We start from the raw sequence: 24,846 nt of genomic DNA, 5'->3' as shown, positions 1-24,846 counted from the left end.
GCAAATAGAGAATTAACCGTTTAACCAAATACTCTAAATTAAATTGGACTAAAATCACTAATAATATGCTTTAAAGGTAATAATTTGTTTGCTTTAGTATCATTTTACTAAAAATTAACTTGCATAATTATCACAATATGGCAGAATTCCCTGCCGCTTTAAGCGGGTAAAAAGGCAAAACTATACTTAGTAGTTTTTTATTGTTTTTTGGGACAGAGGAGCAAAGTCATGTCCGCAATAAAAATGAAACGAGTTTTAACCACACCTGCATTGATTGCATTTGGTTTAGCTTATATGGTTCCTTTGGGGATCTTTACCACTTATGGGGAAGTGACAGTATTAAGTAACGGTCACTTACCTATAGCTTATATTATCACCCTAGCTATGATCTTTTTTACAGCATTAAGCTATTGCCGAATGGCAAATAAGCTTCCAATTGCTGGTTCTGCCTATTCGTATGTTCAACATACGTTTGGTGGTAAAATTGGATTTTTGGTGGGTTGGGCACAAATCCTTGATTACCTATTTTTACCAATATTAAATTATTTGGTACTCGGTATTTATCTTAACGAAGCATTTCCTAGCGTTCCTGCGTATGTTTTTGTACTTGGATCATTGATTGGTGTTAGTCTTTTAAATTATCTGGGTATTAAATTGATTAATTCGGTGAATTTCACTTTAATTATTGTTCAGATGATTTTTATTGGATTATTTATATTTTTGACTTTAGTTAATGTGGATTTAACCCCTGAAGCAATGATAAAACCACTACAAGTTAATGCGAATGATTTGAGTGGTTTAATGTCAGGTGCAGCAATATTATGCCTCGCTTTTTTAGGATTTGATGCCATTGCTACCTTGGCAGAAGAGTCTAACGATGCACAAAAATCGCTTCCAAGAGCCATTATCTGGACTGTTCTTATTGCTGGTTGTATTTTTTTAGTAGTTTCTTATTGTGCACATTTAGCTTACCCTAAATGGAGTGATTTCATCGATAATAAAGATACTGCAAGTTTAGATGTGGTTCGTCAAGTTGGTAATATCAGCCAATTAGGCAGTAATTTTATGTATAACTTCTTCCAAGCTGCATATTTAACAGGTGTCTTTGCATCGGCAATGACTGCACAAACGAGTGTATCAAGAATATTCTATGCAATGGGGCGTGAAGGTGTGTTACCTAAACAAATCTTTTATAAAATTCATCCACGCTTTAGAACCCCTTACTTGTCGATTATTTTTGTCGCCTGTTTTTCATTACTGTCATTAGTATTAGATCTTAGTTTAGTTGTTTCAATGATCAGTTTTGGTGCTTTAGTTGCATTTACCTTTGTTAATTTATGTGTAATTAAAAGCTATTTAGGCAATACCAAGAAAAAAACATTCTCTGTCCTATTCAAATATGGCATGCTACCTGCCATTGGCGTTTTACTCTCACTATGGTTATGGACAAGTCTTGATGCTACAGCGATGATTGTTGGTTTAGTTTGGTTGGCAATGGGTTTTCTTTATTTACTTTATCTTACTCGAGGATTTACGCGTTTGTTACCTTCGATTGATCATAAAGAACTACATTCGATTATCAAAGATTAACCATTCAATTGGATAAATATGTCTACTATAAAGTATTTAGTTAACGCCTTCTTTACACTTCCGTCGACGATCGTCGACGGAATAAATTTCTTAAAAATGATTACGAGATTAACTCAGTAATTATTCACCAAAGCCTGTTGCGAATAACTCACGGATTTCGTCCATTGCTGCTTGCTCATCTTCACCATCACAGATGATTTCAACAGTAGAACCGCCTTTAACGCCAGCACCAAGTAAACCCATCATGCTTTTTAATTTGATTGCTTTGTCATTGTAAACAAGCTCAATGGATGATTTATAGCGACCAGCTAATTTTACAAGTGTTGTTACCGGGCGTGCATGTAAACCCGTTGAATTTTTTACTACCATTTGCTCTTTTAACATAATAAAGTCCTTATTTATATATTAGCATTAATACAATGCCTGTATTTATATCATAATTTAAACAGCTTTGCTCTTTTTTTACATGTAAACTTGTATAATTTATATAATCTATTCTGGTTATCTAAACTTGGTATTAAAGTTATGTCCAAAAATAACGTACAACATGAAAAAAGATAGGGGCTGCAAAACAGACAGAATCTAAACGATCAAGAACCCCACCATGACCACCGATTAGATTTCCCCAATCCTTTATGCCTCTGTCACGTTTGATGGCTGACATAACCAAACCTCCCAAAAACCCTAATAACGTAATCATAAGTGAAATCAAACCAGCTTGCATAAAGCTAAAAGGTGTTAGCCAAAATAGGCAAGCACCAATTAAACTTGCTGATAAAATTCCTCCAATAAACCCTTCAACGGTTTTAGAGGGTGATAAATTTGGGCTAATTTTGTGTTTACCGAATAATTTTCCAAACATGTATTGCAATACATCTGAAAGTTGAACAACTAATACTAAAAAAGCAATTAAAAGCAGATTACGATCTTGGTAATTACTGATTGGTAATATTAATAGTGCAGGCACGCAAGAAATGCTATAAACCGTAATCATTAGTCCCCATTGTACTTCAGCTATTCTCGCTAAAAAATGATCGGTTGAGCCGGTTATTGCCGCCAAGATCGATAATAGTAAAAAGCCATAAACAGGAATAAAAATGCTAAACAATCCATACCATGACATAACCACTAAAATATATTGCAAAGGTAAAGCAATAAAATAAGCAAATATCAATGCATAAGAATCGTAACGACTAATAGGCGTTAAGGTTAAAAATTCACGTAATGCAATGCCTGATAACACAAAGAATAGAAAAATGATAGCCAATTCTCCTACCCAAAAAGTAACTCCAATAATTGCCACCATTACCCACCAAGCGTTAATGCGTTTATTGAGATTATCAATTACACTATTTGGACAACTAAGGCGCCGTTTTAACAGCCAACCAATAATAGAGGCAATAATAAGCAAAATACCAATACCGATAAATAGTAATAAAATATCACGTTGATAATTAGACATCTTTGTTTCTCCTTATTTCTTTTTCATCATTTAATTTGAAGCGATTTTCGTTATAATTCTGTTACCAAGTTTGGATAATACCACTGAACCATGCGCCTATTAACAACACGATTTGCATCACCACCACTATTATTTTTCTAAACAGCCTTAATTAATGTACCTTGTTGACATTTGGTAATGATCCGTGTTACCAACTGATTGGATTGGATTTAATAAAATGAAAGGTCACTAACACATTATCTAACTCAATAAGTGTATTGGCTATTTGTTCATTACGGATGGCTAAATATTTAAACAATTGTTTGTTAAATTGGATGCGCAATGCGTAATAAATACTAATCAGTCCTATAATCAAGGCTACAAAACAAAATAGGGTTAATGATAATGTGCTGTTAATCACCTCACTTGTTATCAACTCAAAGCGTAACGCTATACTGGTTAATAGTAGCGAAAATAGACTAATTGGTAAGCTGATAACTAGTAAGCTACAAAATGTTATAAGTGAAATTTGACTTGCGTGTATTACAGTTTTTGTATCATCATGACTTAACATACCAACTTCCTTTTGTTATTTAGAAAAAACATTCTGTTAAAATTAATTGTTGTTTAGTGGTGATGACAATATTAGGGCGGCATACTTTAACCTTAGTTATCGCTTCATCTAAGTTTGATACTCTTTTAGTCAACAATAACCAAGCAATAATGGCAGTAGCACTGCGTGAATAGCCTAAAGCACAACAAACTAATAATTTCCCTTGTTGATGATATTTCTCAATAATTTTGGCTGTTTGTTGACATTGTTCAATGGTTAGTGGCGTCATATCTAGCACAGGGATCGAATGGTAATTTCCATTAAATTGAGTAATCGGTAATTCTGCACAAAGATCAACTATCGATGTAAAGTGATTTGTGTGCAATGTATTATTGGATGGTATTCGCCCTAAATAAACATTATCACAAATCAAATCGACTGGGTTATTTTTAAATGTCCACAATCGTGAGTTAATCCACATAATTATAAAATAAGGCAAATATAAAATAGTAACAGCAAGATTAAAATGTCCATTAGCCTGTTTTTGAAAACCCACTGCACCAAATAACAAATAATTTACTGAAACCAATAAAAATGCACCTGAAAACCACAATAGCCACAATGCCCATGAAGAAAAGTAAATAGCAATAGAAAATAGCAATAAAAACAGTAAAAAATAGAGACTACTCCAAACATATTGTTTAGGTAATTGGCAATTTTTTAGTGGCGATAAGCCATCATCAGGCCATAACCAAATACAAAAGCACCCTACCCAAAGCCCAGTTGATATGTCACAAAAATGATGATGCCAAGTCGTTAATACCGATAAACCAATTAATAAACACAAAATATGCACAATACAACGCCAGCCGCCACGGAGATAGTTAGCATAAAAATCCCACAAAATAACCAATAATATTATATGGAGCGACAAAACTTGATTAAACGGTTTATCAAATCTCGTCAAAATATCAAACAATAATCCCGGTAATCCATCTAATTTTGGGCGATCAAAAAAAAATTTTAGCGAAAAGATCAAAAAAAAGATAGTACAAATAATCTGAGCGGATAAAAGACGAAAACAGAGTATTTTTAAGGTTCGATAAGACCAAACAAGTAATATTGCGAGTCCACACATAAGATCTATCGACCAATAAGGTACGATAGACCAAGAACATAAAGGAATTGAACGCTCCCATTCAAGAAATATACTCCCTACATCACGGCGTGTAGAAGTAAACCAATTGGCAAAATCATAGCTAGCAAAAAAGAAAATTGCTAAACCGACTAACCATATGAACTTATAAATAGTTAGCTTATCAAATCCTAGTTTTACTCTATCCATTACCAATTATTTAATTCGTTGCGCTAGTGATACGGTAAAAATTCCCCACTGATCAATACGCATTGTGATTTTTCTAAAACCAGCAGCGGCAACCAATTGATCCATTTCAAGTTGTGTACGCCTTCGCATAATCCATGGCTGACCATCACGATGTGATGTTAATACTCTTGCAATAAATTCTACTTGCGGATGCCATGGCTGATTAGTATAAATTAAATATCCCCCTTCAGGTATTGAATCTGCTAGCCCTGATAGGGAATCGCGTAGCAACTGGTTATCACTAAACAGTTCATACAAACCAGACACAACAGCTAAAGTTGGTTTAGGGGATAATTGGGCGAGTTGTTGTCGACTAAAAGCATCACCCTTTTCAAAACGTGCGATATCAGTTAAGCCCTTTTCAGCTATCAACGCTTGCCCATCTCTTACATTAATATCACTATAATCTCGCAGTAATATCGAATTAGGTTTATTGCCGATTTGATTAATCGTTTCTAAAATATAACGACCGTGTCCAGCGGCTATATCAACAATATCGATAGAGTAGTTCTGCTCAACTAATTTATTGATAGCTAATTTAACTAACTCTTCAAGATGTACTTTTCGTTGTCGAATACCTTGCCAACCTATAGCTTGTAAATAAATATAATCCAAAAAACGCCCTAATTTTGAGGTTCCTGAAGGTTCATTACGATAAACATAATCCATCATACTACCCGAATCAAATCCCGTATTAATACCAAGTTTAACTCCGTCAGAAAGTTTACTGACATATTTTATGTTGATTTTCATATACTTCCAGTATAGAGACTTAATAAGGCCAGATGGTGGCATCGTTAAGTTATCTGCTTCTTGCCGTGTATATCCCACCAAATCAGCATTAACTAATGATGGTACACTAGGTTGATTGGCAAAACAGCCAATAATAAATCGCCTTGCACGATCGATGGCAAACTTTCGATCTTTTTCACCAAACGTATCATGATAAAAACCTGGCAGTATGTGAAATTCTTTTTGCTGTGTGCCCAAATTATTGTAAAATTGTTTTTGTGGTTTACGTCTTACTACATAATCCGAGCCAGAAACTAGCAATTGTGTTGGTACGGTGATAGCATTTGCATCTTTTATAATACGATCTGACACCGAATATAAATCCAAAAGCAATCGAACTGATATCTGCCGTGTTATTAATGGATCTTGTGTGAAAGATTGTGCACGCTCAACATCATGCGTCAGCAATTTAGATTTAACATAACTATTAACAAAGAAATTACCTTTCAAACTATACAGTAATTTTAAGCTTGGCACCGCTAATGGTACATACAATTTTACACTAAAGGCTGGCGATCCTAGCACTAAGGCACGAATATTTGGTACATAGTCATGTACCCACGCCGAAGCAATAACAGCACCAACACTTTGGGCAATAACAGCAATATCTTCTTGACGCAGGTCATACTCTTGTATGATATGTTCAATAAAACAGTTAGCATCTTTAATTAACGTTGCAAAATTGAGAGCATCACCACGTTCACCTTCCGATTGACCATTGCCTCTGGCATCCCAAGCAAAGAACTGGTAATCAGGTAGATTTAATTCGTCAGCAAGATGCTCAACTCGCCCCGAATGTTCATGCCCTCGGTGAAAAAGCACTATTGCTCTAGACTTATCCGCATCGCTATCAACGGCAGGCCAATAGCGATAAAATAACTGGCAACCATCATGACTAATAAATGTTTTTTGTTGCTGTTGACGCATATTCTCTCCTTATTATTTTTTGACTTCTTTCATGCCGTTTCGGATTCTGTTAAATACAGTATAAATAAGCAAAATACTGATGACCCATAATAGCGTATTGATGTAGTTTAAAGGTAATAAATAAGTCGCAATGGCTAGACTTATTCCCCCAAAAATAAACGCACGGTCGCTCTTACCCATTGGACCATCATATCGCCGTGAAGCGCCAATCATAACCCCTAGCACACCACTGTATTCAGTCAAAAACGACAATAAAACTACTAAGATGACTAAATAATTACTAACATTGTCAAGTTGCGTAAAAATGAGTAACAGTGCGCTATCCGATACAACATCACAAATCTCATTTAAATAAGCACCCAAATTTGATTTTTGGTTATATTCTCTGGCTAATATACCATCAATAGCATTAAGTGCCATACGGATAAACATCCATATTGGAATAAGGCAGAAAATCCATTGATATGCCACTAACCTCCCAACAATCAGTGCGATAAAAATAGATCCCAAACCTGCAATTAATGTTACTTGATTTGCGGTTATATTAGCCTTATAAAGGTAATTGGCAAATGGCCTAAGAAATGCTTGAAATTTGGGCTTTAATTGATAAATCGACAACACTCTTGTTCCTCCTAGTAAATGCTCAACAATGATTAAATTGATAGACTATAACATAACTATATAGTTTTATAGTAATTAAATAATTCTCTATAATTGCGTATGTTTTAAACAACTAACCATAAAATGCAGACGATTAAGCTCGTAAACCTCGCCTAAACCATCATCAAAGGCACAAGCCACTTTTAACAGCTCTTCACCATAAAAGGTTACACCAGTACGGGCAATAAAAATATTTTTGCTTGATTCAGCAATTTTTTGCTTTAATTGACTCACACCTTTTATTAAAGCATTAATAGTGTGACCATTATTAGGCGCATAATGTGTAGATAGTAGCCCATCATCTTCATCAATTAAGGTGAGTTTTGTGGTTGTAGATCTACTAGCAATACCTAAAAACGCATTTTGCTTTTGATAATCAGTTAAATTAATTCTAGGAATTTCGATGTATTTGTGTTTGTTTATCCAATCATCAAAAGGTAATGATTCATTAAATAGTGGATTTGATCTAACATTCTGATTAGCTATTACTTTTTTTGAAGAATTTAATTTTGCAATAAAAGCATTGATTGAAAGTTCGGTATGGTCAATAAGATGAATCACCCCCCCCCATACCGACAATAATATAGGATGTTCGGTTTTTAAAATCTGTTCATCATTTAGCTTTAAGATCTTTAACACTGCTTTACCAAGTGTTGAAATAAATGAAAGTGCTCCAGCAATTAACATCACTTTAGGCACAACAGCATAACCGTGCACCAAGGTTTTAAATAGCTGAATACAAACTATTTGTAAAATAGAATAATCAATGTTTTCTTTTGAAACGTTGCGACTAATTAAGTTTTGGACATCAGGTTTAGCAAAAACACTACAACGCGAGGCGATTAGATAAATTTGGTCATGTTTTTGAGCAAGCAAATCAAATTGTTGAACAGGCGTATTAAGCAACGTTGCCATCTGATCAATAAATTTCCCTGTTCCGCCAGCACAGTTCCCATTTATTCGAATATCTGGTGGACGGTCAGAAAAGAAGGAATACATCTTACTACCTTCACTACCAATATCAATCAAGGTTCGCGCTTCGAGGTATTTACGATACACCAACTCTGATGTGGCAACCACTTCTTGAATACATGCGATATCAGCTTTTTCTGAAATAACCATTCCTGCAGAACCGGTCACTTTTATCGACAAAATAATATTATTACCAAGTTTTCGCCCTATCTCGTCTAACAACGCTAGTACGGTTGACACAATATGCGTATTATGACAAACATCATTGGTATACACAAAATTGTTATGCTTATCAAGCACCACACATTTCGCTTTTGTTGAACCGATATTCAATCCTAACCTATAAATTTTTGACATAACAAACTCACACTTTGCAAGAGTATAGTTAACTATTTAAAAAATATTATAGCCAAATATTTAAATTTTTTAATAGCTTTGTTTAAAAAAACATCTCTATTACAGATAGCAAGATTTGTCAAAAAGTCTCAGAAAATAATACCTTTCAGTATATTTTCTATGATTAAATGTCTCAAATACTTCAAGACTTAAAGACCTTTCTCTAATCCTTGCTTAGCTATAGCAATCACATTTTTCAAATCAACACCTTGTGCTTTAGCCGCAAAAATACAGCCACAATAACATTGACGATACACATCGTACTCTTTACAAAGCTCAATCGAACGTTTATAACCATTATTCTTTTTAAAATCAGAAGGCAGATAATTTACTGAGAAGAGCTCTTGAATTTCAAAACCTAACTCGTTAATTTTTTGGCTATTTTTTTTGGGGCTAAGGGTTAGCGCACTCGCAAAATAATCAAAACCCAATTCCTGTGCTTTAATTGCTGCTAAGTCTAATCGCATTTTGTAACAAATATGACAACGTTCACCACCTTCTGGCGCATCACGCAAATGACCGACCTGCTTGATAAATTCTGCTGGTTGATATGGCGCCTCTAAAAATTGCACGTTATGCCCCGTTTTTCGATTAAAATCAGCAATAAATTTTTGCTGTACCACACTACGATATTCATATTCAACTCGAGGATGAATATTAGAATTAGCAAAATAAATCGTAATATCGGCATATTGAGCCAAATATTCAAGAACATAAGTACTACATGGGGCACAGCAGCTATGAATTAATAACTTTGGTCGCACTGATTCTGCTTGCCAATTAGCAATCACCTCTTTTAATACAGAATCATAATTTACTTTATTATGTGGATTTAATTTTTCAAGAATATTTTTAGCATTGATTAACATGGGAACTCATTTATATTTAATTTTGTTTTCTATTTTCTTGTTTTAGTTAACTAAGTTTTAGTCGACCGACTATAATATAGTGATACACATCAGCCTTCAAGGCAAAGAATGAAATTTTATATTTGAATTTATAGATAATTGACACTATTTAATTTAAATGATTAGATTTTATCATAAAGCTAAAAGATCAATCGGGATAAACCAATACAATAACAATGGCCAGCCTAACAATTGACGTTGAAACAATCCTATTTTAAGTTCAATTAGTTATGATAAATATAACAACCCTATTTTAATTTGCTACATTAACATGTGCAGACGTTGCCTTTTGAATGTCGCGTTTCTCAAGAATGAATGCAATACCAAAATAGATAATCGTTAATATCCATAAATGCCAATATTGTGGACTAAATTCAGAAAAGCGGGCTCCCATTTGATTAATTTTTACCGAACCTACTATAGCAGGTACCGCTGGGAATATATCGCCAATCAAGTGAAACAAAGGAGGCATTAATTCTTTTGGCCAAGAAAGCCCTGTAACAAAAAATATCACCATACTTGACGGTATAATTAAGCAAAACACATCACTCACCGTATGGACAAAATGTGATATAACTTTACCTAATAATGCCGTAGAAAAAATAAAAGGAATAATAAACGACAACGAAACAACAAGATGACTTAGGCGTGGTAAATCATACCAATAATTCGCAAATACGGTATAAATAATAAAATAGATTAAATAGAGTACTAAATAAGTCAATAATTTACCAATTAGTAATAATAATGCAGAATATGCAGCATTATTCTGTTGATGAATAACATCTCTTTCAAAATCAGAATTTTTGCTAAATAAACGACATAAGGTGCTACCAATAAGTAGTGTTTGATATAAGATCAAAATAAAGGCGGCAGGAATAACATAGGTTGCATAGCCTGATTGAGGATTAAATAAACTTATCAACTGACTATTAAACGGTGAAACACTATTGGTTGCTACAGCTGGATCAACGCCTTGCGCTATTTTTCGCGAAATGGAAATTTTAGCGCCAAAATTGCTAGCAACAGTGTTAACTGCGGTGGCAACGTTACTGTAAATTAAAATATAGCTCGCATCACCATAATATGATATAGGACTCGTTTTGCCCTCTAAAATATGTTGTTGAAAACGATAGGGTATCAGCACTACCCCATAGATTTTACGCTCTTCAATCAATTTTTTAGCTGTCTGTAAATCCGCAATATGTAAGTTTATGTTAATGGATTTATTGGCATCAATTTGCCTGACTAACTCTCGGCTATAGTTGGTATTATCTTGGTCAATAACAGCGATAGGAACATCTCGTATCGCTTCATGTAAATAAGGCTGTGGATAAAAGAAGAAATAGATAAAAATTCCCACAAACATGACGCTGGCTATCGCTTTATTTTGGAAAATACGTTTTAGTTCTTCATAGGAAATTAATAATAAAGATTTAATCATATTAACCGCCTACGGATTTTTCGTAAATGAAGAGTAATAAGTAATGCCATAACGCTAAACTGGATCAATAAATAAACAAAGGGTTCTAACGAAGTCATCATATTTGGTGATCGCAATGTTTGATCAAGACGAATCTGTATATACCATGTCACAGGCAATAAAGCGCCCCAAATATAAGCAAAAGTATTCATTGCAAGACGAGGAAAAATCAGCCCAGTAAATCCAAAACTAGGAGAAGCGACTAAGCTTGCACTGCCATAAGCTTGTGCTAGGGTTGAGCCAGTTAAACCAAAAAAAATTCCGTACAAACAAGAAGTCAGTGTAAACCCGATACCACCAAGCATCAGCAATATAAAATGCCCATTTAATGGTAAATTAAAATAAGCGATTAAAACTGTATCAAATAAAATCAGACAAAATACAAAATAGAGAACATATGGAAGAATACGCCCTAATAAAAAGATAAAAATATTATGATTAGCGAGTTGTAAGATTTGCTGATAGCTCGTTGCAGCAAAGCGATCTCGAGTGACACTGGTAACCAATGCCATCATAATAATGATCTGCAAAATCGTGGGGATTAAACCATTAATTAAGGTATAAAGATAATTTAATGTAGGATTATATAAAGGATGTAAACTAGCTGGAATCGTTTGCATTTGACTTTGTGCTACCGGTGAAGCCATTCCTTTTTCTAATAATCCTTGCAGTACTATTTGGCTATTAGCTGTTTTCAATGCAGAGCTCATCGCCCGAAAAATAATCGTTCCCGCCGACATATACTGATTATTATAAAAAGCGACCACTTCTGGTTGATGCCCTGCGATAAGATCTTTTTCAAATTCTGGTTGAATAAAAAGCACGGCATAAACTTCCCCCTTGATCAACGCATGTTTGGCTGACGAAAGATCTTGATAACGTTCAGCGACTTGTAGCTGTGGTGAAGCTGCCACTTGTTGAATTAATGTACGCGATGATTTGGTTGTATCTTGATCAACAACAGCAATAGGTATCTGGGTAATTACGCCAGCATGATACATATAAAGAAATAAAAAAATGAATAATAAAGGATAGATGAAAACTAATAAAAACAAAAAACGTTGTTTAATTAATTTACGAAGTTCCCATCTAATCACTTCTAATAGCGAGTGAGACATCAGTGCCCTTTCCTTTTGTGTATAATCTCCATATTATTTATGTTAGTGAGATTGCCACTTTGTGGTAACACTCATCCCTGGACGAAGACCAGTCACCTTATTAATTGGTTTAGCACGCATTTCAAAAGTTTTTAAGTCAAAGTCACCCGTCGCTTTAGTCGCTTGCCAATTTGCATATTGACCTAAGGCATTTAATACGGTGACTTTTACATCAATAACTTGATTATTTAATGCCGGCACTTTAACTTGAAACGTATCACCGACTTTAAGATTTCCTAGCAAATCTTCACGAAGATTAAAAGTAAACCAAATATCATTTAAATCTATAATAGAATAAAGTGGCGTGCCTGGACTATACAGTTGTCCTGTTTCGGCTACTCGAGTTGTAATTTGACCACTAATAGGGGAAACTAAAGTTAATTCATTTATATCCGCTTTTACTTGTAACAACGCCGCTTCTGACTGTTCCACCTGCGCATCGGCTAATTTTTTCTGCTCTACACTACTACCATTTTCAGCTAATTCTAAATTAGCTTTAGCAGCTTCATAGGCCTTAATCGCCGCTTGGTATTGATTAAAAGATTCATCATAACTTTGCTTTGAAACCGTTCCATTTTTAGCTAAACGATTAATTCGTTCATAGCTTGTTTGTGCTAAAACTAAATCTGAATTCGCTTTATCTAACTGTGCCTTTTGCACATCAATGGTTTCTGGCCTAGTACTATAAGTATTATCACGGCTCGCCATTGTCACTTTTAATTGCGCTTCTGCCGTTGCAAGCTGCGCTAATAATGCTGGATTTGAAAGGGTAAGAAGCTCATCACCTTGTTTAACATTATCTCCAACATCATAATTAAATTGAACCACTCGCCCCTGCACTCTAGCTGCAACATCAACACGGCTAGATTCAACTTCACCTTGTAATATAATGGTGCTCTGCTGGTTCGCAAGATAGATAATAATAACCATAGCAATAACAGCAATGATCGCTACAATCAAAGAAAGACGTTTTTTATGCATAAATTGTGCTTATAAATGATTAGAGTAAAACTAGAATAAGATTATTGGCAATAATATAAAGGCAAATATTAAAATACGCAATAAAATATAGCGTTATATAGCTGTGATCTTTAAAAATCATTGGTGTTGAGCTAGTGATAAACAATTACTTATATATCCTTTAAAATCAATTTATTAAAATCTTTTTTCACTATTTATGATAATAAAAAATAGGCAAACACACCATCAATACTATTGTCTAATTCACCTTCTAAATTATTACACAATTTTGCATCATTCCAAGATCAATAACACTATCTAAAACAACATTCCTTGTAATTATACAATAAATAGTATAATTGATTTATATTTATAATAAAATTTCAAAAGCTCCTAAAAGAAACTCTGTAAAAATTCGTCATTAGTACAAATATTGACAAAAATATCATTTATATCCAATTGGTTACTATTTATATTGTTTAGCGCCTAATAAAGCCTTTCAGAGTAATAAATCATCAACTATTATTCGGTTACTCTCCTTTTTTTGTCACAATAATGGTAAGCACGCAAAGCAGCCTTGCCAAATAAAGATAAATTGGTATCAATCACTTGCAGTTCGGTAATTTTATCGGTAATAATTTGAAAATATTTATTCATTATAAACCTCGTTGTTAATTCATTTTGCCACTAAAGATATCACCAATCGAATAACCATTGACATTGATATATTCATACTGATTTTTAAATTGCTCTGCTAAGGCTTTTTTGGGCGACAGCATCGGATAATAGAGTGATTAGAGACTGTTTTTGCCGATTATAATCATCTATGATCAGTAATAAAGCATCATATTCGGATAATGAATTATCAGCAACATGTTCATGCGCCTTGTCCACTTGTTGCAGGGCAAAATCACGTAGGCAAGGCTGGGTAATACCGAGTTTATCTAACCCCGCCTCAATAAGTGCTTTTTGTTGTTGTTTTTCTTCTTCAAATAGCTCATCAATTTCGTTCCATTTGCTTAACGCTTCATCGGCATACCATTCGCTTTCATATTTCACCAGTAAATGCCCTATTAACTCCGCCGTCCAGCTTCTGCGTAATGGATCGGCTACACTAATTAGTACCAGTTTTATAAGGTCATTGTTATGATAAACTAAAAATAAAAGAAGGTAACAACAATGACAATCGATTCATCGCGAAGAGCAAAACGTAGCTTTACTAACGAGTTCAAAAAACAAATGGTCATGCTATATCAAAATGGTAAAAAACGTGCGGATATCGTCGCAGAGTATGATCTCACCAAATCAGCATTAGATAAGTGGATAACGCAGTACCAAACTACTGGCTCATTCATTGCAAAAATTTTTAATAATAATTATCGTGCTTATGGTACAAGGCGTCTGCAAGCAGAGCTGAGAAAGCAAGGCATAACCGTATCTCGACACCGAATAGGTCGAATCATGGCGAAAAATGGCTGGGTTTCGAAATACACCTGTAAAAAATATTGTATTCAGACAGAAAAAAGCCATGAATCACCAGTGGGGAATGAACTTAATCGAGAATTTGATATAGGTCAACCGCAAAAGATATTGGTGACCGATTTAACCTATGTAAGGGTTAAACAACGTTGGCACTACCTTTGCGTAATTGTTGATATCAGTAATCGAGAAATAGTGGGACGACGTGCTGGCAGGCATAAACCAGCGGCACTGGTCATGCAAGCTATGAGTCAAATTCCAATGAACTTACAGACGATTGAGTTGTTTCATTCTGATAGAGGAAAAGAGTTTGATAATCATTTGATTGATGAATGTTTAACAGCATTTGGAATTACACGGTCGTTAAGTCGCAAAGGCTGCCCCTATGATAACGCAATTGCAGAAAGCACATTTAAAGCAGTGAAAACAGAATTTGTGTCGAATACTATTTTTGATTCAATGGCGCAACTTAAATTGGAATTTAATCACTATGTGGATTGGTTTAATTATAATCGACTTCATTCAACATTAAATGACCACTCGCCGATTGAATACCAAAGAAATCGATGACCTTATCTTTTTGGTACTAAAAAGTGTGGACATACCATGTCAGATAATTCACCTATCGAGGCCTTTTCTTCTATCGTTTCAAACTCAGGCCAGTGCCATGGACTACGCCGTTTGATATGCGCTTGTGCATTGTCTTTTATATTCACCCAACCGTGTATCGGTAGTGTTTGCTCATCCAGTGCCGTCACTTGTACCTAGGTTGTGTTGTCCTTCTCTATCGCTATCAAGCCGTCATGCTCCAGTAAACTTCATTGATGCTCACTACTCGTTCTATGTTTGATTGTTATCTGATAAGTTTTACAACAAATCACGTATATTATTAATGATTCACTAAAAATCCCATGATAAACATTTTTGATTTTCATGAGCTTCACTTATTGCATCTGATAAAATTGATAAATCATCATTAGCATTTTTTTTATACATAGAATCAAGAGATACAGCAGAAATAATTTCTTTATTTTTAATAAAATATTTATTTTCAACAGTAAAAACGGTTTCAGATTTTAAATTTTCATCATGATAACCAATTGGTATATTGTAGTATTCAGTGTTTGATAATACTTCAAATAAATCTTTTCTTTTACTAACAACAATTTTTAAACGGTATGTTTCACCATAAATTCTAAGATTAAGTTGCTTTTCCATACAATTTAACACTGCACCTTCTGTCGCTTGTAAAGATTCAAGTGTTATCTCTTCAGCTTTTAATCCGAATGATACGCATAAAATGTTAATGCTAATCAAATATAATATACCCTTCATTATCTAATTCTCCTTTATTATATTTTTCTAATAATTCCGATGCTTTATAACCAAAAGTAATTTCAAAATGAGGATAATCTTTTTGTTTTTTCCAATTACCGCCCCAAGAAAAACCATTTCTTATACCTACAGAAGATATTCTGATTAGAACGTTTTCGTCCCAATTAACTTTCTTATCTTTGATCTCTATAACGTCTATTGCTAATCCATAATTATGGTAACTATATCCTCCTCTAACCCAAGTAACTATATTTCCAGATGTTGTACGCCCTTGCTCATAAAGGCGATTTTGTTCATCAATAGTTCTAAGTCCTGTCGTAACTCTTAATTGTATTCCAAATTGTTCTTCTACATCATTGATAAAATCTACCGCATTTTGACGAATTTCGGGATGTAATAACGCAATTCTAGAGTTTGTAACACTATCCCAAGTTTCAGTTTCTTATTTTCTGTAACATTAAAATAATCTATCATCGCCACGGGATGAATAAACCATGCCTTGCCGTCTGCGGATAGATTGGACAGTTTAGGGATATTGGCTTCGGTGTTTGCTGTTGGGTTTTGGGCTTGTGCCTGTGCCACTTGTTTCCACCACAGTGAGGGTTTAATGCGCTGTGCTTTTTCTAGTTGCCAGTTTGATTTGACATGTTTATGCGCTTCGTCCACCACGTCTAAGGCAAAATCACGGAGGTAAAGCTCGGTGATGCCAAGTTTATCTAATCCCGCTTCAATAAGTGCTTTTTGTTGTTGTTTTTCTTCTTCAAATAGCTCATCAATTTCGTTCCATTTGCTTAACGCTTCATCGAATATAATGACGATTGAGTTATAATACTGTGTAATTCCAACATAACTTAGATGATCAAAATATTTAAAAAATCATTTACATACATTTCTGTCTAGATTATTGTCAAAGTGACATTCGAAAAAGTCCTCTAATTTAAACTTTCCATTGGTACTGATTGAATATTTTTTCCAGAACTTAACTAATGAACCATCTTCATCAGAACCGTATTTTAAAATGTATATAAACTTATCTATGTAATAATATTGGGATTCTACATAAAAAGCATCATAATCATTTTTTATATAATAAATGGTTAGGCTATCATTTATTTGATCATTAATTTTTGTAAAAAGTTTAACTTCTGCAATAGTTACGCTTTCTAGACTAGATGGATTTATCTCTTTCACTTTTTCTAAATAAATATTAATACCATTTATTGGAGGCAAATATACTTTTTCATTTAATATTATTGGATTAATTATTTCGTCATAATCAAAAGTCATTTTTGATAATACACATCTTTTTCTTTCATATTCTATTTCCTCATTAGTTCCTCCATATGGATGCGCTATGGTACAAGAAGAATCTATCTTTTTCACAAAATCTTTTCTACTAATATGATTATCTCCTTGGTATGTTTCCATTTTACTAATTTGTGTTTTTTGTTCAGGGTTGCTATTGATTTTAGCTTCCGTACAACTAAAAGTAAAAATTAAAGAATGCATTAACATAAATAATTTTCTTTTCACAGATACTCATCCTTTTATATCAATAATTAATTTTCAATCTCTGTTATACAGTTAAAATCAAAATCGCCTGAGTGTAAATGAGTATTATGTAGAGCATCCTTGTTTACAGCATTAGATAATTTATAAAAATATGGATTAATTCCTATAAATCTTTCGTTAAAATGAAATTTTGCCATAGCGTTAATAATTTTTTGATCTTGATTAACATCTAATTTATATGAAGTATCAACACTTTTACCATTTACATGTTCTGCACTGGGAAAACAGGATGCTTCGTAAAAGCAACTTCCTGTCGTTGTCAATTCAAAACCTATCTCAGCAAGAGCACCTATAAAACCAGCTAAAGGACCAGGTCCAGTATATCTTCTTTTGGTATTACTGAACCGATATTTAATCGTAACAGAACCTTTTGTATAATTAATTTCATCTGGCATTCGAACTATTTCAATTTCTTCATCAAAAGCTTTGTATAATCGCCAAATTAATCCTCTGGTTGGATGTTTACCATACTCAGCAATATCTCCATTTGCATATTTAACTCTTTTCTGGGTATCCCCTTCATTGACATTTTCTTTATATTCAATAATATTAGTATCACTTCGATTCGGTGCACTTACTGTTACACCATTTCTTTTCTTTTTAGTTGTATGCCAATCTGCTATACATATTTCATGCTCATTATTATCTTTATCATGATAAACGTATTTATATTTTTGTTCATAACCTTTCAGTATTTCTTGTGTATATGTTTTTCAATTTTTCCGTCATGATAAATATGATAAGTAGCTATGCCTGCGCCTGAAAAATAATCCATCATCGCTACCGGATGAATAAACCATGCCTTGCCATCTGCGGATAGATTGGACAGTTTAGGGGTATTTGCTTCTGTGTTTGCTGTCGGGGTTTGGGCTTGTGCCTGTGCCACTTGTTTCCACCACAGTGATGGTTTAATGCGTTGCACTTTTTCAAGTTGCCAGTTTGATTTGACATGTTCATGCGCTTCGTCTACCACGTCTAAGGCAAAATCACGGAGGTAAGGCTCGGTGATGCCAAGTTTATCTAATCCCGCTTCGATAAGCTCTTTTTTCTGTTGTCTTTCTTCTTCAAACAGCTCATCAACTTCGTTCCATTTGCTTAACGCTTCATCGGCATACCATTCACTTTCATATTTCACCAGTAAATGCCCTATCAACTCCGCCGTCCAGCTTCTACGTAAACCTTTATTAATTAATATAATTACATATTACAAACTGTTTATTTGCTTTTTTAAATCAATATTATTTTGCTAACTCTATCTCAACGCGTTTTATTTCTTGCTTTAATTGTTTTATTTCACATAAAACTATGTCATCAAAATAGGGAAATAATTCATTGTTAATTAAAAACTCATTTTGGCTTAAACACAATTTATCCCGATTCTTTTTGAGTGGGGAAAATAAATTTTTCGTTGAATTGTTTTTTCGGGCAAGTTGTACCGTTTTCTGTTTTATTTGATCAAGATAATAAAAATAAACATCTTCTATATCGCAAAAATCTTCAGATTCGTCTTTTAAGCACTTTTCAAATTGTTCCTTTTTATAATATTTGTCTTGTTCTGGATCTGGTAAGATAGTGAAATTATCAGGATAAGTAACTTGATGACGAAAATCGTATATCTGAGCTAAATGAAATTTTAGATTTTTCACATCGATTTTATAATGTCTCCATCTTTGAGGACCGATTCCATCATCCATTTCTATTAAGGATAAAGTATAAATATCGCCACTTGGTGAGATATAAAAATATTGGTAACCAACTGAAAGTAAAGTTGTTTCATTTGTAAAATAATTAGCAAGGGTTATTCTATCTTTAATTTCATTATTTTTTATTAAAAATAAAATCAATTTAACACCAGAATAATAATCATCTTCTTGCTTGAAACTAAAATTTTCTTTACTTAATCGTAACGTTAAATCGTTTTTCTGATATATTACTGTTCTTTTATCAATCAAGTCATACACATTATCAAAATAAGAACTAAAATTATACAACTGACAACGGTTTCTTATTTCGGTTTGCTTTGAAACATCAAGTTCCTCAAAGTCTAAAGGCAGTGTACAATCTTTCCATAGTTTTTGCATATTTACTCTACTAAAAAATGAATTACCTCGGTATTTTTCTTCTATATCAAATGGTTGACTATAGCAGTATGCACTAACCAAAGAAAAAACAATACCGATATAAAAGGAATGCTTCATAATTTACTCCTTAATTTCTTCAATTTTAGTTAGTGAAAAGTCAGCATGAAAGTGAGAGTTATGTAAAGAACCACCGTCTACAACACCGGATAATTGTCTAAATTCTTTAAAATGAGAATGCTCTCCAACACGGATCTTATCAAAAAATAGTCGCATCGCATTTAAAAATGCTAAATCATCTTGATATTGTTGAGACGAATGAGAATAATAACCACCTTGGTTATTTTTTGACTTATACTCAAAGTCAATAGCCATACCATTAATATGTAATACACTTGGAAAACAAGAACCCCATTGAAATGCACTACCTGTAGTAGTAACAGTTTTATTATAAACAGCTATACTCCCCAACATGGCTGCAAACAAACCAGGATTGGCATAACGGCGCTTTGAATTATGGAAATTATATTCAATATTTAAATTACCATATTGTTTATTTAATGAATCAGGCATTCTTAGCAATTCCACTTCATTATTATTTACACCGAAAACGCGCCATGAGTTTGGATTTTTCGATTTCACGTTGTAATATCTGTCATGTTTACCCCATTCAGCAATTTCACCATTGGCATAAATAATTCGATATTTAGTATCTCCATCATTTACATCTGAAGCAATATCACTAGGACTCTTAGTCTTATAAAAAGTTTTGGGTTGATTAGGATTAAATGCTTTTCTAACTTTCTCTTTAATTCTGATATATTCCAAATCACAAACCTTATGCTTCTTATCTTGTCCATCGACAATGACATAGCGATACTTATTTTGATTCTCATCTTTAATAAATGATGGTATGTACTTTTGTATTCGACCATCTAAATAAATATAAAAAACAATAATATCTATTTTTTCTTCTTGAAAAGAATCCATCATCGCTACCGGATGAATAAACCATGCCTTGCCGTCTGCGGATAGATTGGACAGTTTAGGGGTATTTGCTTCTGTGTTTGCGGTCGGGTTTTGGGCTTGTGCCTGTGCCACTTGTTTCCACCACAGTGAGGGTTTGATGCGTTGCTCTTTTTCTATTTTCCAGTTTGATTTGACATGTTTATGCGCTTCGTCCACCACCTCTAAGGCAAAATCACGGAGGTAAGGCTCGGTGATGCCAAGTTTATCTAATCCCGCTTCAATAAGTGCTTTTTGTTGTTGTTTTTCTTCTTCAAACAGCTCATCAACTTCGTTCCATTTGCTTAACGCTTCATCGGCATACCATTCACTTTCATATTTCACCAGTAAATGCCCTATCAACTCCGCCGTCCAGCTTCGGCGTAATCCTTCCTTTAAATCCCTATCCGTAAAAGTCGGCGGCGGTAGGTCTTTTTTTCGTTGGGTTGAATAAATCAGTGTGCCGGTTAAGATTTGGTGTAATGCCCGCATCGCTGGGGTGTAATCGGCTAAATCTAATTTCGCCACTTTATTCTTGCCTATCTTGTCAGATAATTCACCCACCGTGGCTTTTTCTTCTATCGTGTCAAACCCAGGCCAGTGCCATGGACTACGCCGTTTGATATGCGCTTGCGCATTGTCTTTTATATTCACCCAACCGTGTATCGGTAGTGTTTGCTCATCCAGTGCCGTCACTTGTACCCATTTTGTGTTTTCATCATCTATCGCTATCAAGCCGTCATTCTCTAATGAAATTAGGGACACAGTGCGAGGGTAACATACCGTATTACGTTTCTTTTCCTGTGGAGAAAGGTTGTCATCTAATGATAACGGAAAATCATGCCAATAACTTACGCTTGAATTGAGCTGCCCATCTTCGCCATTAAGGTGTAAGACTTTACTGGCGGCTATCCAGTACGGCTTGTTTTCAATCATAAAGCGAATCGTGAAAAAATCATCATCATTCGCAGGCTCAGAATAGACACTCGGTAACGTTGTATTTTGTCCCTTTCCGCCAAGAATGAGTTCAGCTACATAATTAGCTCCGTGCCATTAATAATCATCATAATCATTAGTATCAATATAATTTCGACAAGCTTTTATTTCTTTAGGTTTACATGCTCTTTGGTTTTTATATTCATAATGACCACTGTATTCATTTTGATATTCACCTGATTTATACAGACACTCAGTTTGTACCCGTTTATAGCGATTATTGCCTATGTATTGAAAATCATCGGTTAGCGATATATGATCATTTTCTTTTTTACCTGGGCAGGTTTTGTAGCTAGTGGCGGCTTTTTCTTCTAAATCAAAGAGAAATGCATTGCCTTCAAGATTTAATTTAACAAATTGTTGTTGTATCTTGTCATAACTGTAATATTCGGCTGTTCTATTAGGTCCATAAACTCTGTCTTTAATGAGATAAAAATCATTATTATCACCATCAAAATTATAATCAGCCCCAGTAACCATAATACTAACATAAGAATTAAATTTACACTCTTTTATTCCCGTAATAGTTTGAATAAGGCGACCATCATGTTTACTATAGATATTAATCCCCACAATCTCTACTTCTTCCTTTTTTTTCTTAGATATCATAACTTTAAAATAAAAGTCTTTGGTACTATGTTCCTGTAAAAATTCAATATTATTAAACTCTGCTTCACTCAATGGATGTTGCTCATTATATTTTTCATATTCAAATGTTTTTTGTAAATTTACCTTATCACCATTAAGGGTATAGCCTGTTAATTGTTGATAAGTTTCTGGTCCATAATTAAAAGTATGACTGTCAACATTTTCAATCACTATTTTATCTAATGAATTTACATCATTAGATTTAAATTTAGTTGGATAACTACTCTTTCTTATATAATCAAAATGCTTAATCTGATAATCTTTATTATCAATATAAACAGCAAAATCATATTCAAAATAAAATTCAGCTTTATTTTGACCAATGGTGCCTGTGTAAATACGATATAATTCTGCTTGGCTAATTGCCGGTATTAAGAATATTATAAGTAAAATAAGCTTGATATAATTCATCTTGTTATTCCTTAATTTATCTCTGTTTTGCTTTCGCTTCTTTCTTTTTGCTGGCATCATATTTTTTATCTCTTCTCTCTTCTCTCTTTTACTTTTGTCTGCTTAGCCTCATCTTTTGTCTGTAAATTAACGAAGAAGGCTGGATTAATTTTGTAGGCTAATCTATCCTTTTGTAGATTGCCTGTATGAGTTCGATTGCCATTTTTCTTCATAGCGATTTCAAAATGTAAATGAGGGTTACAAAGTCCTTTAGCATTACCGGTATCACCTGTATAGCCTATCAAATCGCCCGATTTAACCTTATCCCCGACTTTTAAGTCAGCATGTTTATCACTTAAATGACAATAACGTAAGAAAAAATGGTCAGCATTAATATTAAAATTATCGGCTTGGACTATCTCTTTTTTGTCTTTGTCAGTAAATTCAAGCGTATAGTCATTTCTTGAAGCGCGTAAATCATCACCTTTAACTTTAATGACCAGCACATTGCCATATCCACCTTCTTCTTTATATTGGACTATTTCACCATCTAAACAGGCATAACAAGGGGTATTTATATCCGCAAATAAATCTAATCCAGTATGAGCTTTAGCTCCCTGATTTCTTACATAACCAAAAGCACCATTCCAATAAAAATTACGACCGTTTGAACTAAAATACGTTCGTTGTGGATTGTCTAAAGGCTCATGCCAAAGTTTTGTTGTTTCAACTTTAAAATAATCCATCATCGCTACCGGATGAATAAACCATGCCTTGCCGTCTGCGGATAGATTGGACAGTTTAGGGATATTGGCATCAGTGTTTGCTGTTGGGTTTTGGGCTTGTGCCTGTGCCACTTGTTTCCACCACAGTGAGGGTTTAATGCGCTGTGCTTTTTCTAGTTGCCAGTTTGATTTGACATGTTCATGCGCTTCGTCTACCACGTCTAAGGCAAAATCACGGAGGTAAGGCTCGGTGATGCCCAGCTCATCTAATCCCGCTTCAATAAGTGCTTTTTGTTGTCGCTTTTCTTCTTCAAACAGCTCATCTATCTCATTCCATTTGCTTAACGCTTCATCGGCATACCATTCACTTTCATATTTCACCAGTAAATGCCCTATCAACTCCGCCGTCCAGCTTCGGCGTAATCCTTCTTTTAAATCCCTATCCGTAAAAGTCGGCGGCGGTAGGTCTTTTTTTCGTTGGGTTGAATAAATCAGTGTGCCGGTTAAGATTTGGTGTAATGCCCGCATCGCTGGGGTGTAATCGGCTAAATCTAATTTCGCCACTTTATTCTTGCCTATCTTGTCAGATAATTCACCTATCGAGGCCTTTTCTTCTATCGTTTCAAACCCAGGCCAGTGCCATAGACTACGTCGTTTGATATGCGCTTGTGCATTGTCTTTTATATTCACCCAACCGTGTATCGGTAGCGTTTGCTTATTGCCTGCGAGTAACCTTAACTCTCTAAAAGCTACTATTTTGTATTATTTCTTAATCTGGCGAAAATTTGGTTATTAATTTTGTTCTATTTTCTTGATTAACAAATGTGTAATAAGTCTCTCCACCATCAAAATATTGTACAATCTCTAGTTTATTTTTCCCTTTCCATTTATATTCAACTTCAACTCTCATATAATCATCTTCGTAAATATCCGAAAAATCTTTCCCCTGTTTGATTTTTTCCCTAAACTCATAAGTAGGATTAATACTCATTGCTTCATATACATCTAATATTGTCATATTTTTATAGAAACAAACTTTAGTTGTCTCCATCTCAAAATATTTTGTTTCAAGACAATTTTCATTACGTTTAAAATTATTTATTTTGTTTTCATCTGTAATAGCTAATTGCTTATAAAAAACTAAATGTTTATTATAAGGAATCATTAATTCATTATTATTAAGTAGTATGATAATCTCATAATTAAAGCCAATGCACCTTTCCGATAGATTAGAAGGCTCAATAAAATACAATCCATTAAACTTATTCAAAGATAGATCATATTTTTTTAAATCTTCATTATAATCCTCAAAGATATTAAGTTTAGTCAACTGATTATAGATACTTTCTTTATCCCCTTTGACTCTCTTAAAATTACAACCTAACACTTTAATTT

26 protein-coding genes and 1 pseudogene are annotated in these 24,846 nt (G+C 34.0%); 2 read left to right on the top strand and 25 right to left on the bottom strand.

Annotated features, from left to right (window positions below):
- Positions 1-228 precede the first annotated feature (228 nt).
- Positions 229-1,590 carry an APC family permease gene (locus A9G23_RS08915; RefSeq protein WP_065587280.1) on the top strand — a complete coding sequence of 454 codons (1,362 nt, stop codon included), beginning with the start codon at positions 229-231 and terminating at the stop codon, positions 1,588-1,590.
- Between the two features lie 120 nt (positions 1,591-1,710).
- Here the strand turns inward: A9G23_RS08915 and A9G23_RS08910 are convergent, their stop codons facing one another.
- The 13 genes from A9G23_RS08910 to A9G23_RS08855 all read right to left on the bottom strand — a co-directional run bounded on the left by A9G23_RS08910 (position 1,711) and on the right by A9G23_RS08855 (position 14,282).
- Positions 1,711-1,974 carry an HPr family phosphocarrier protein gene (locus A9G23_RS08910; RefSeq protein ID WP_034913021.1) on the bottom strand — a complete coding sequence of 88 codons (264 nt, stop codon included), beginning with the start codon at positions 1,972-1,974 and terminating at the stop codon, positions 1,711-1,713.
- Positions 1,975-2,113: 139 nt separating this feature from the next.
- A complete protein-coding gene (locus tag A9G23_RS08905) occupies positions 2,114-3,052 on the bottom strand; it encodes a phosphatidate cytidylyltransferase (RefSeq protein WP_065587279.1) in 939 nt (312 codons plus the stop codon).
- Between the two features lie 187 nt (positions 3,053-3,239).
- Entirely contained in the window at positions 3,240-3,605 is a 366-nt protein-coding gene (locus tag A9G23_RS08900) for a hypothetical protein (protein ID WP_065587278.1), read from the bottom strand.
- A 19-nt stretch (positions 3,606-3,624) separates the two neighbouring features.
- Entirely contained in the window at positions 3,625-4,929 is a 1,305-nt protein-coding gene (locus tag A9G23_RS08895) for a dual specificity protein phosphatase family protein (protein ID WP_065587277.1), read from the bottom strand.
- A gap of 6 nt (positions 4,930-4,935) precedes the next feature.
- Positions 4,936-6,687 carry a bifunctional alpha/beta hydrolase/class I SAM-dependent methyltransferase gene (locus A9G23_RS08890; protein ID WP_065587276.1) on the bottom strand — a complete coding sequence of 584 codons (1,752 nt, stop codon included), beginning with the start codon at positions 6,685-6,687 and terminating at the stop codon, positions 4,936-4,938.
- A 12-nt stretch (positions 6,688-6,699) separates the two neighbouring features.
- Positions 6,700-7,308: a CDP-alcohol phosphatidyltransferase family protein gene (locus A9G23_RS08885; RefSeq protein WP_065587275.1), complete on the bottom strand. Its 609-nt coding sequence runs from the start codon at positions 7,306-7,308 to the stop codon at positions 6,700-6,702.
- An 87-nt stretch (positions 7,309-7,395) separates the two neighbouring features.
- On the bottom strand, positions 7,396-8,676 hold the full coding sequence (locus A9G23_RS08880; protein WP_065587274.1) for a BadF/BadG/BcrA/BcrD ATPase family protein: 1,281 nt from the start codon (positions 8,674-8,676) through the stop codon (positions 7,396-7,398).
- Between the two features lie 188 nt (positions 8,677-8,864).
- Entirely contained in the window at positions 8,865-9,584 is a 720-nt protein-coding gene (locus A9G23_RS08875) for an epoxyqueuosine reductase QueH (protein WP_065587273.1), read from the bottom strand.
- A 292-nt stretch (positions 9,585-9,876) separates the two neighbouring features.
- Positions 9,877-11,067, bottom strand: a complete 1,191-nt coding sequence (locus A9G23_RS08870; RefSeq protein ID WP_065587272.1) for an ABC transporter permease — start codon at positions 11,065-11,067, stop codon at positions 9,877-9,879.
- Entirely contained in the window at positions 11,064-12,224 is a 1,161-nt protein-coding gene (locus A9G23_RS08865) for an ABC transporter permease (protein ID WP_065587271.1), read from the bottom strand. The genes A9G23_RS08870 and A9G23_RS08865 overlap by 4 nt, the downstream gene beginning before the upstream one ends.
- A 42-nt stretch (positions 12,225-12,266) precedes the next feature.
- The gene (locus A9G23_RS08860; protein WP_065587270.1) at positions 12,267-13,244 is read right to left on the bottom strand and encodes an HlyD family secretion protein; all 978 of its coding nucleotides are present in this window, start codon (positions 13,242-13,244) and stop codon (positions 12,267-12,269) included.
- A 501-nt stretch (positions 13,245-13,745) separates the two neighbouring features.
- On the bottom strand, positions 13,746-13,880 hold the full coding sequence (locus tag A9G23_RS11755; RefSeq protein ID WP_255306902.1) for a hypothetical protein: 135 nt from the start codon (positions 13,878-13,880) through the stop codon (positions 13,746-13,748).
- A gap of 84 nt (positions 13,881-13,964) precedes the next feature.
- The gene (locus tag A9G23_RS08855; protein ID WP_065587269.1) at positions 13,965-14,282 is read right to left on the bottom strand and encodes a hypothetical protein; all 318 of its coding nucleotides are present in this window, start codon (positions 14,280-14,282) and stop codon (positions 13,965-13,967) included.
- 120 nt (positions 14,283-14,402) lie between these two features.
- Here A9G23_RS08855 and A9G23_RS08850 point away from each other — a divergent pair, with 120 nt between their 5' ends.
- Positions 14,403-15,272: an IS3 family transposase gene (locus A9G23_RS08850; RefSeq protein ID WP_065587268.1), complete on the top strand. Its 870-nt coding sequence runs from the start codon at positions 14,403-14,405 to the stop codon at positions 15,270-15,272.
- A gap of 2 nt (positions 15,273-15,274) precedes the next feature.
- Here the strand turns inward: A9G23_RS08850 and A9G23_RS08845 are convergent, their stop codons facing one another.
- From A9G23_RS08845 to A9G23_RS11530, 12 genes and pseudogenes are all read right to left on the bottom strand, one after another.
- Entirely contained in the window at positions 15,275-15,460 is a 186-nt protein-coding gene (locus A9G23_RS08845) for a hypothetical protein (RefSeq protein WP_065587267.1), read from the bottom strand.
- Between the two features lie 142 nt (positions 15,461-15,602).
- A complete protein-coding gene (locus tag A9G23_RS08840; protein WP_065587266.1) occupies positions 15,603-16,037 on the bottom strand; it encodes a hypothetical protein in 435 nt (144 codons plus the stop codon).
- Positions 16,012-16,398 (bottom strand): M15 family metallopeptidase, encoded by a 387-nt coding sequence (locus A9G23_RS11955; RefSeq protein WP_442899742.1) that lies wholly within the window; start codon positions 16,396-16,398, stop codon positions 16,012-16,014. Before A9G23_RS11955 ends, A9G23_RS08840 begins: the two co-directional genes overlap by 26 nt.
- Positions 16,399-16,403: 5 nt before the next feature.
- On the bottom strand, positions 16,404-16,703 hold the full coding sequence (locus A9G23_RS08835; protein WP_141669994.1) for a hypothetical protein: 300 nt from the start codon (positions 16,701-16,703) through the stop codon (positions 16,404-16,406).
- Between the two features lie 210 nt (positions 16,704-16,913).
- The gene (locus A9G23_RS08830) at positions 16,914-17,570 is read right to left on the bottom strand and encodes a hypothetical protein (protein ID WP_065587264.1); all 657 of its coding nucleotides are present in this window, start codon (positions 17,568-17,570) and stop codon (positions 16,914-16,916) included.
- Positions 17,571-17,596: 26 nt separating this feature from the next.
- A complete protein-coding gene (locus tag A9G23_RS08825) occupies positions 17,597-18,004 on the bottom strand; it encodes a hypothetical protein (protein ID WP_065587263.1) in 408 nt (135 codons plus the stop codon).
- Between the two features lie 293 nt (positions 18,005-18,297).
- A complete protein-coding gene (locus A9G23_RS08820) occupies positions 18,298-18,744 on the bottom strand; it encodes a hypothetical protein (protein WP_065587262.1) in 447 nt (148 codons plus the stop codon).
- A gap of 103 nt (positions 18,745-18,847) precedes the next feature.
- Positions 18,848-19,807 carry a hypothetical protein gene (locus A9G23_RS08815; protein ID WP_065587261.1) on the bottom strand — a complete coding sequence of 320 codons (960 nt, stop codon included), beginning with the start codon at positions 19,805-19,807 and terminating at the stop codon, positions 18,848-18,850.
- A 3-nt stretch (positions 19,808-19,810) separates the two neighbouring features.
- A complete protein-coding gene (locus tag A9G23_RS08810; protein ID WP_065587260.1) occupies positions 19,811-21,628 on the bottom strand; it encodes a hypothetical protein in 1,818 nt (605 codons plus the stop codon).
- Between the two features lie 117 nt (positions 21,629-21,745).
- Positions 21,746-22,807: a hypothetical protein gene (locus tag A9G23_RS08805; RefSeq protein ID WP_141669992.1), complete on the bottom strand. Its 1,062-nt coding sequence runs from the start codon at positions 22,805-22,807 to the stop codon at positions 21,746-21,748.
- A 5-nt stretch (positions 22,808-22,812) separates the two neighbouring features.
- Entirely contained in the window at positions 22,813-24,141 is a 1,329-nt protein-coding gene (locus A9G23_RS08800; RefSeq protein WP_065587258.1) for a M23 family metallopeptidase, read from the bottom strand.
- A 79-nt stretch (positions 24,142-24,220) separates the two neighbouring features.
- Positions 24,221-24,846 (bottom strand): annotated as a pseudogene (locus A9G23_RS11530) (hypothetical protein); the annotation flags it as partial.

This window comes from Gilliamella sp. App4-10 (genome assembly GCF_001690495.1).
GTDB classification, from domain to species: Bacteria; Pseudomonadota; Gammaproteobacteria; order Enterobacterales; family Orbaceae; genus Gilliamella; species Gilliamella apicola_G.
This window is presented reverse-complemented; position numbering and strand designations above follow the sequence as displayed.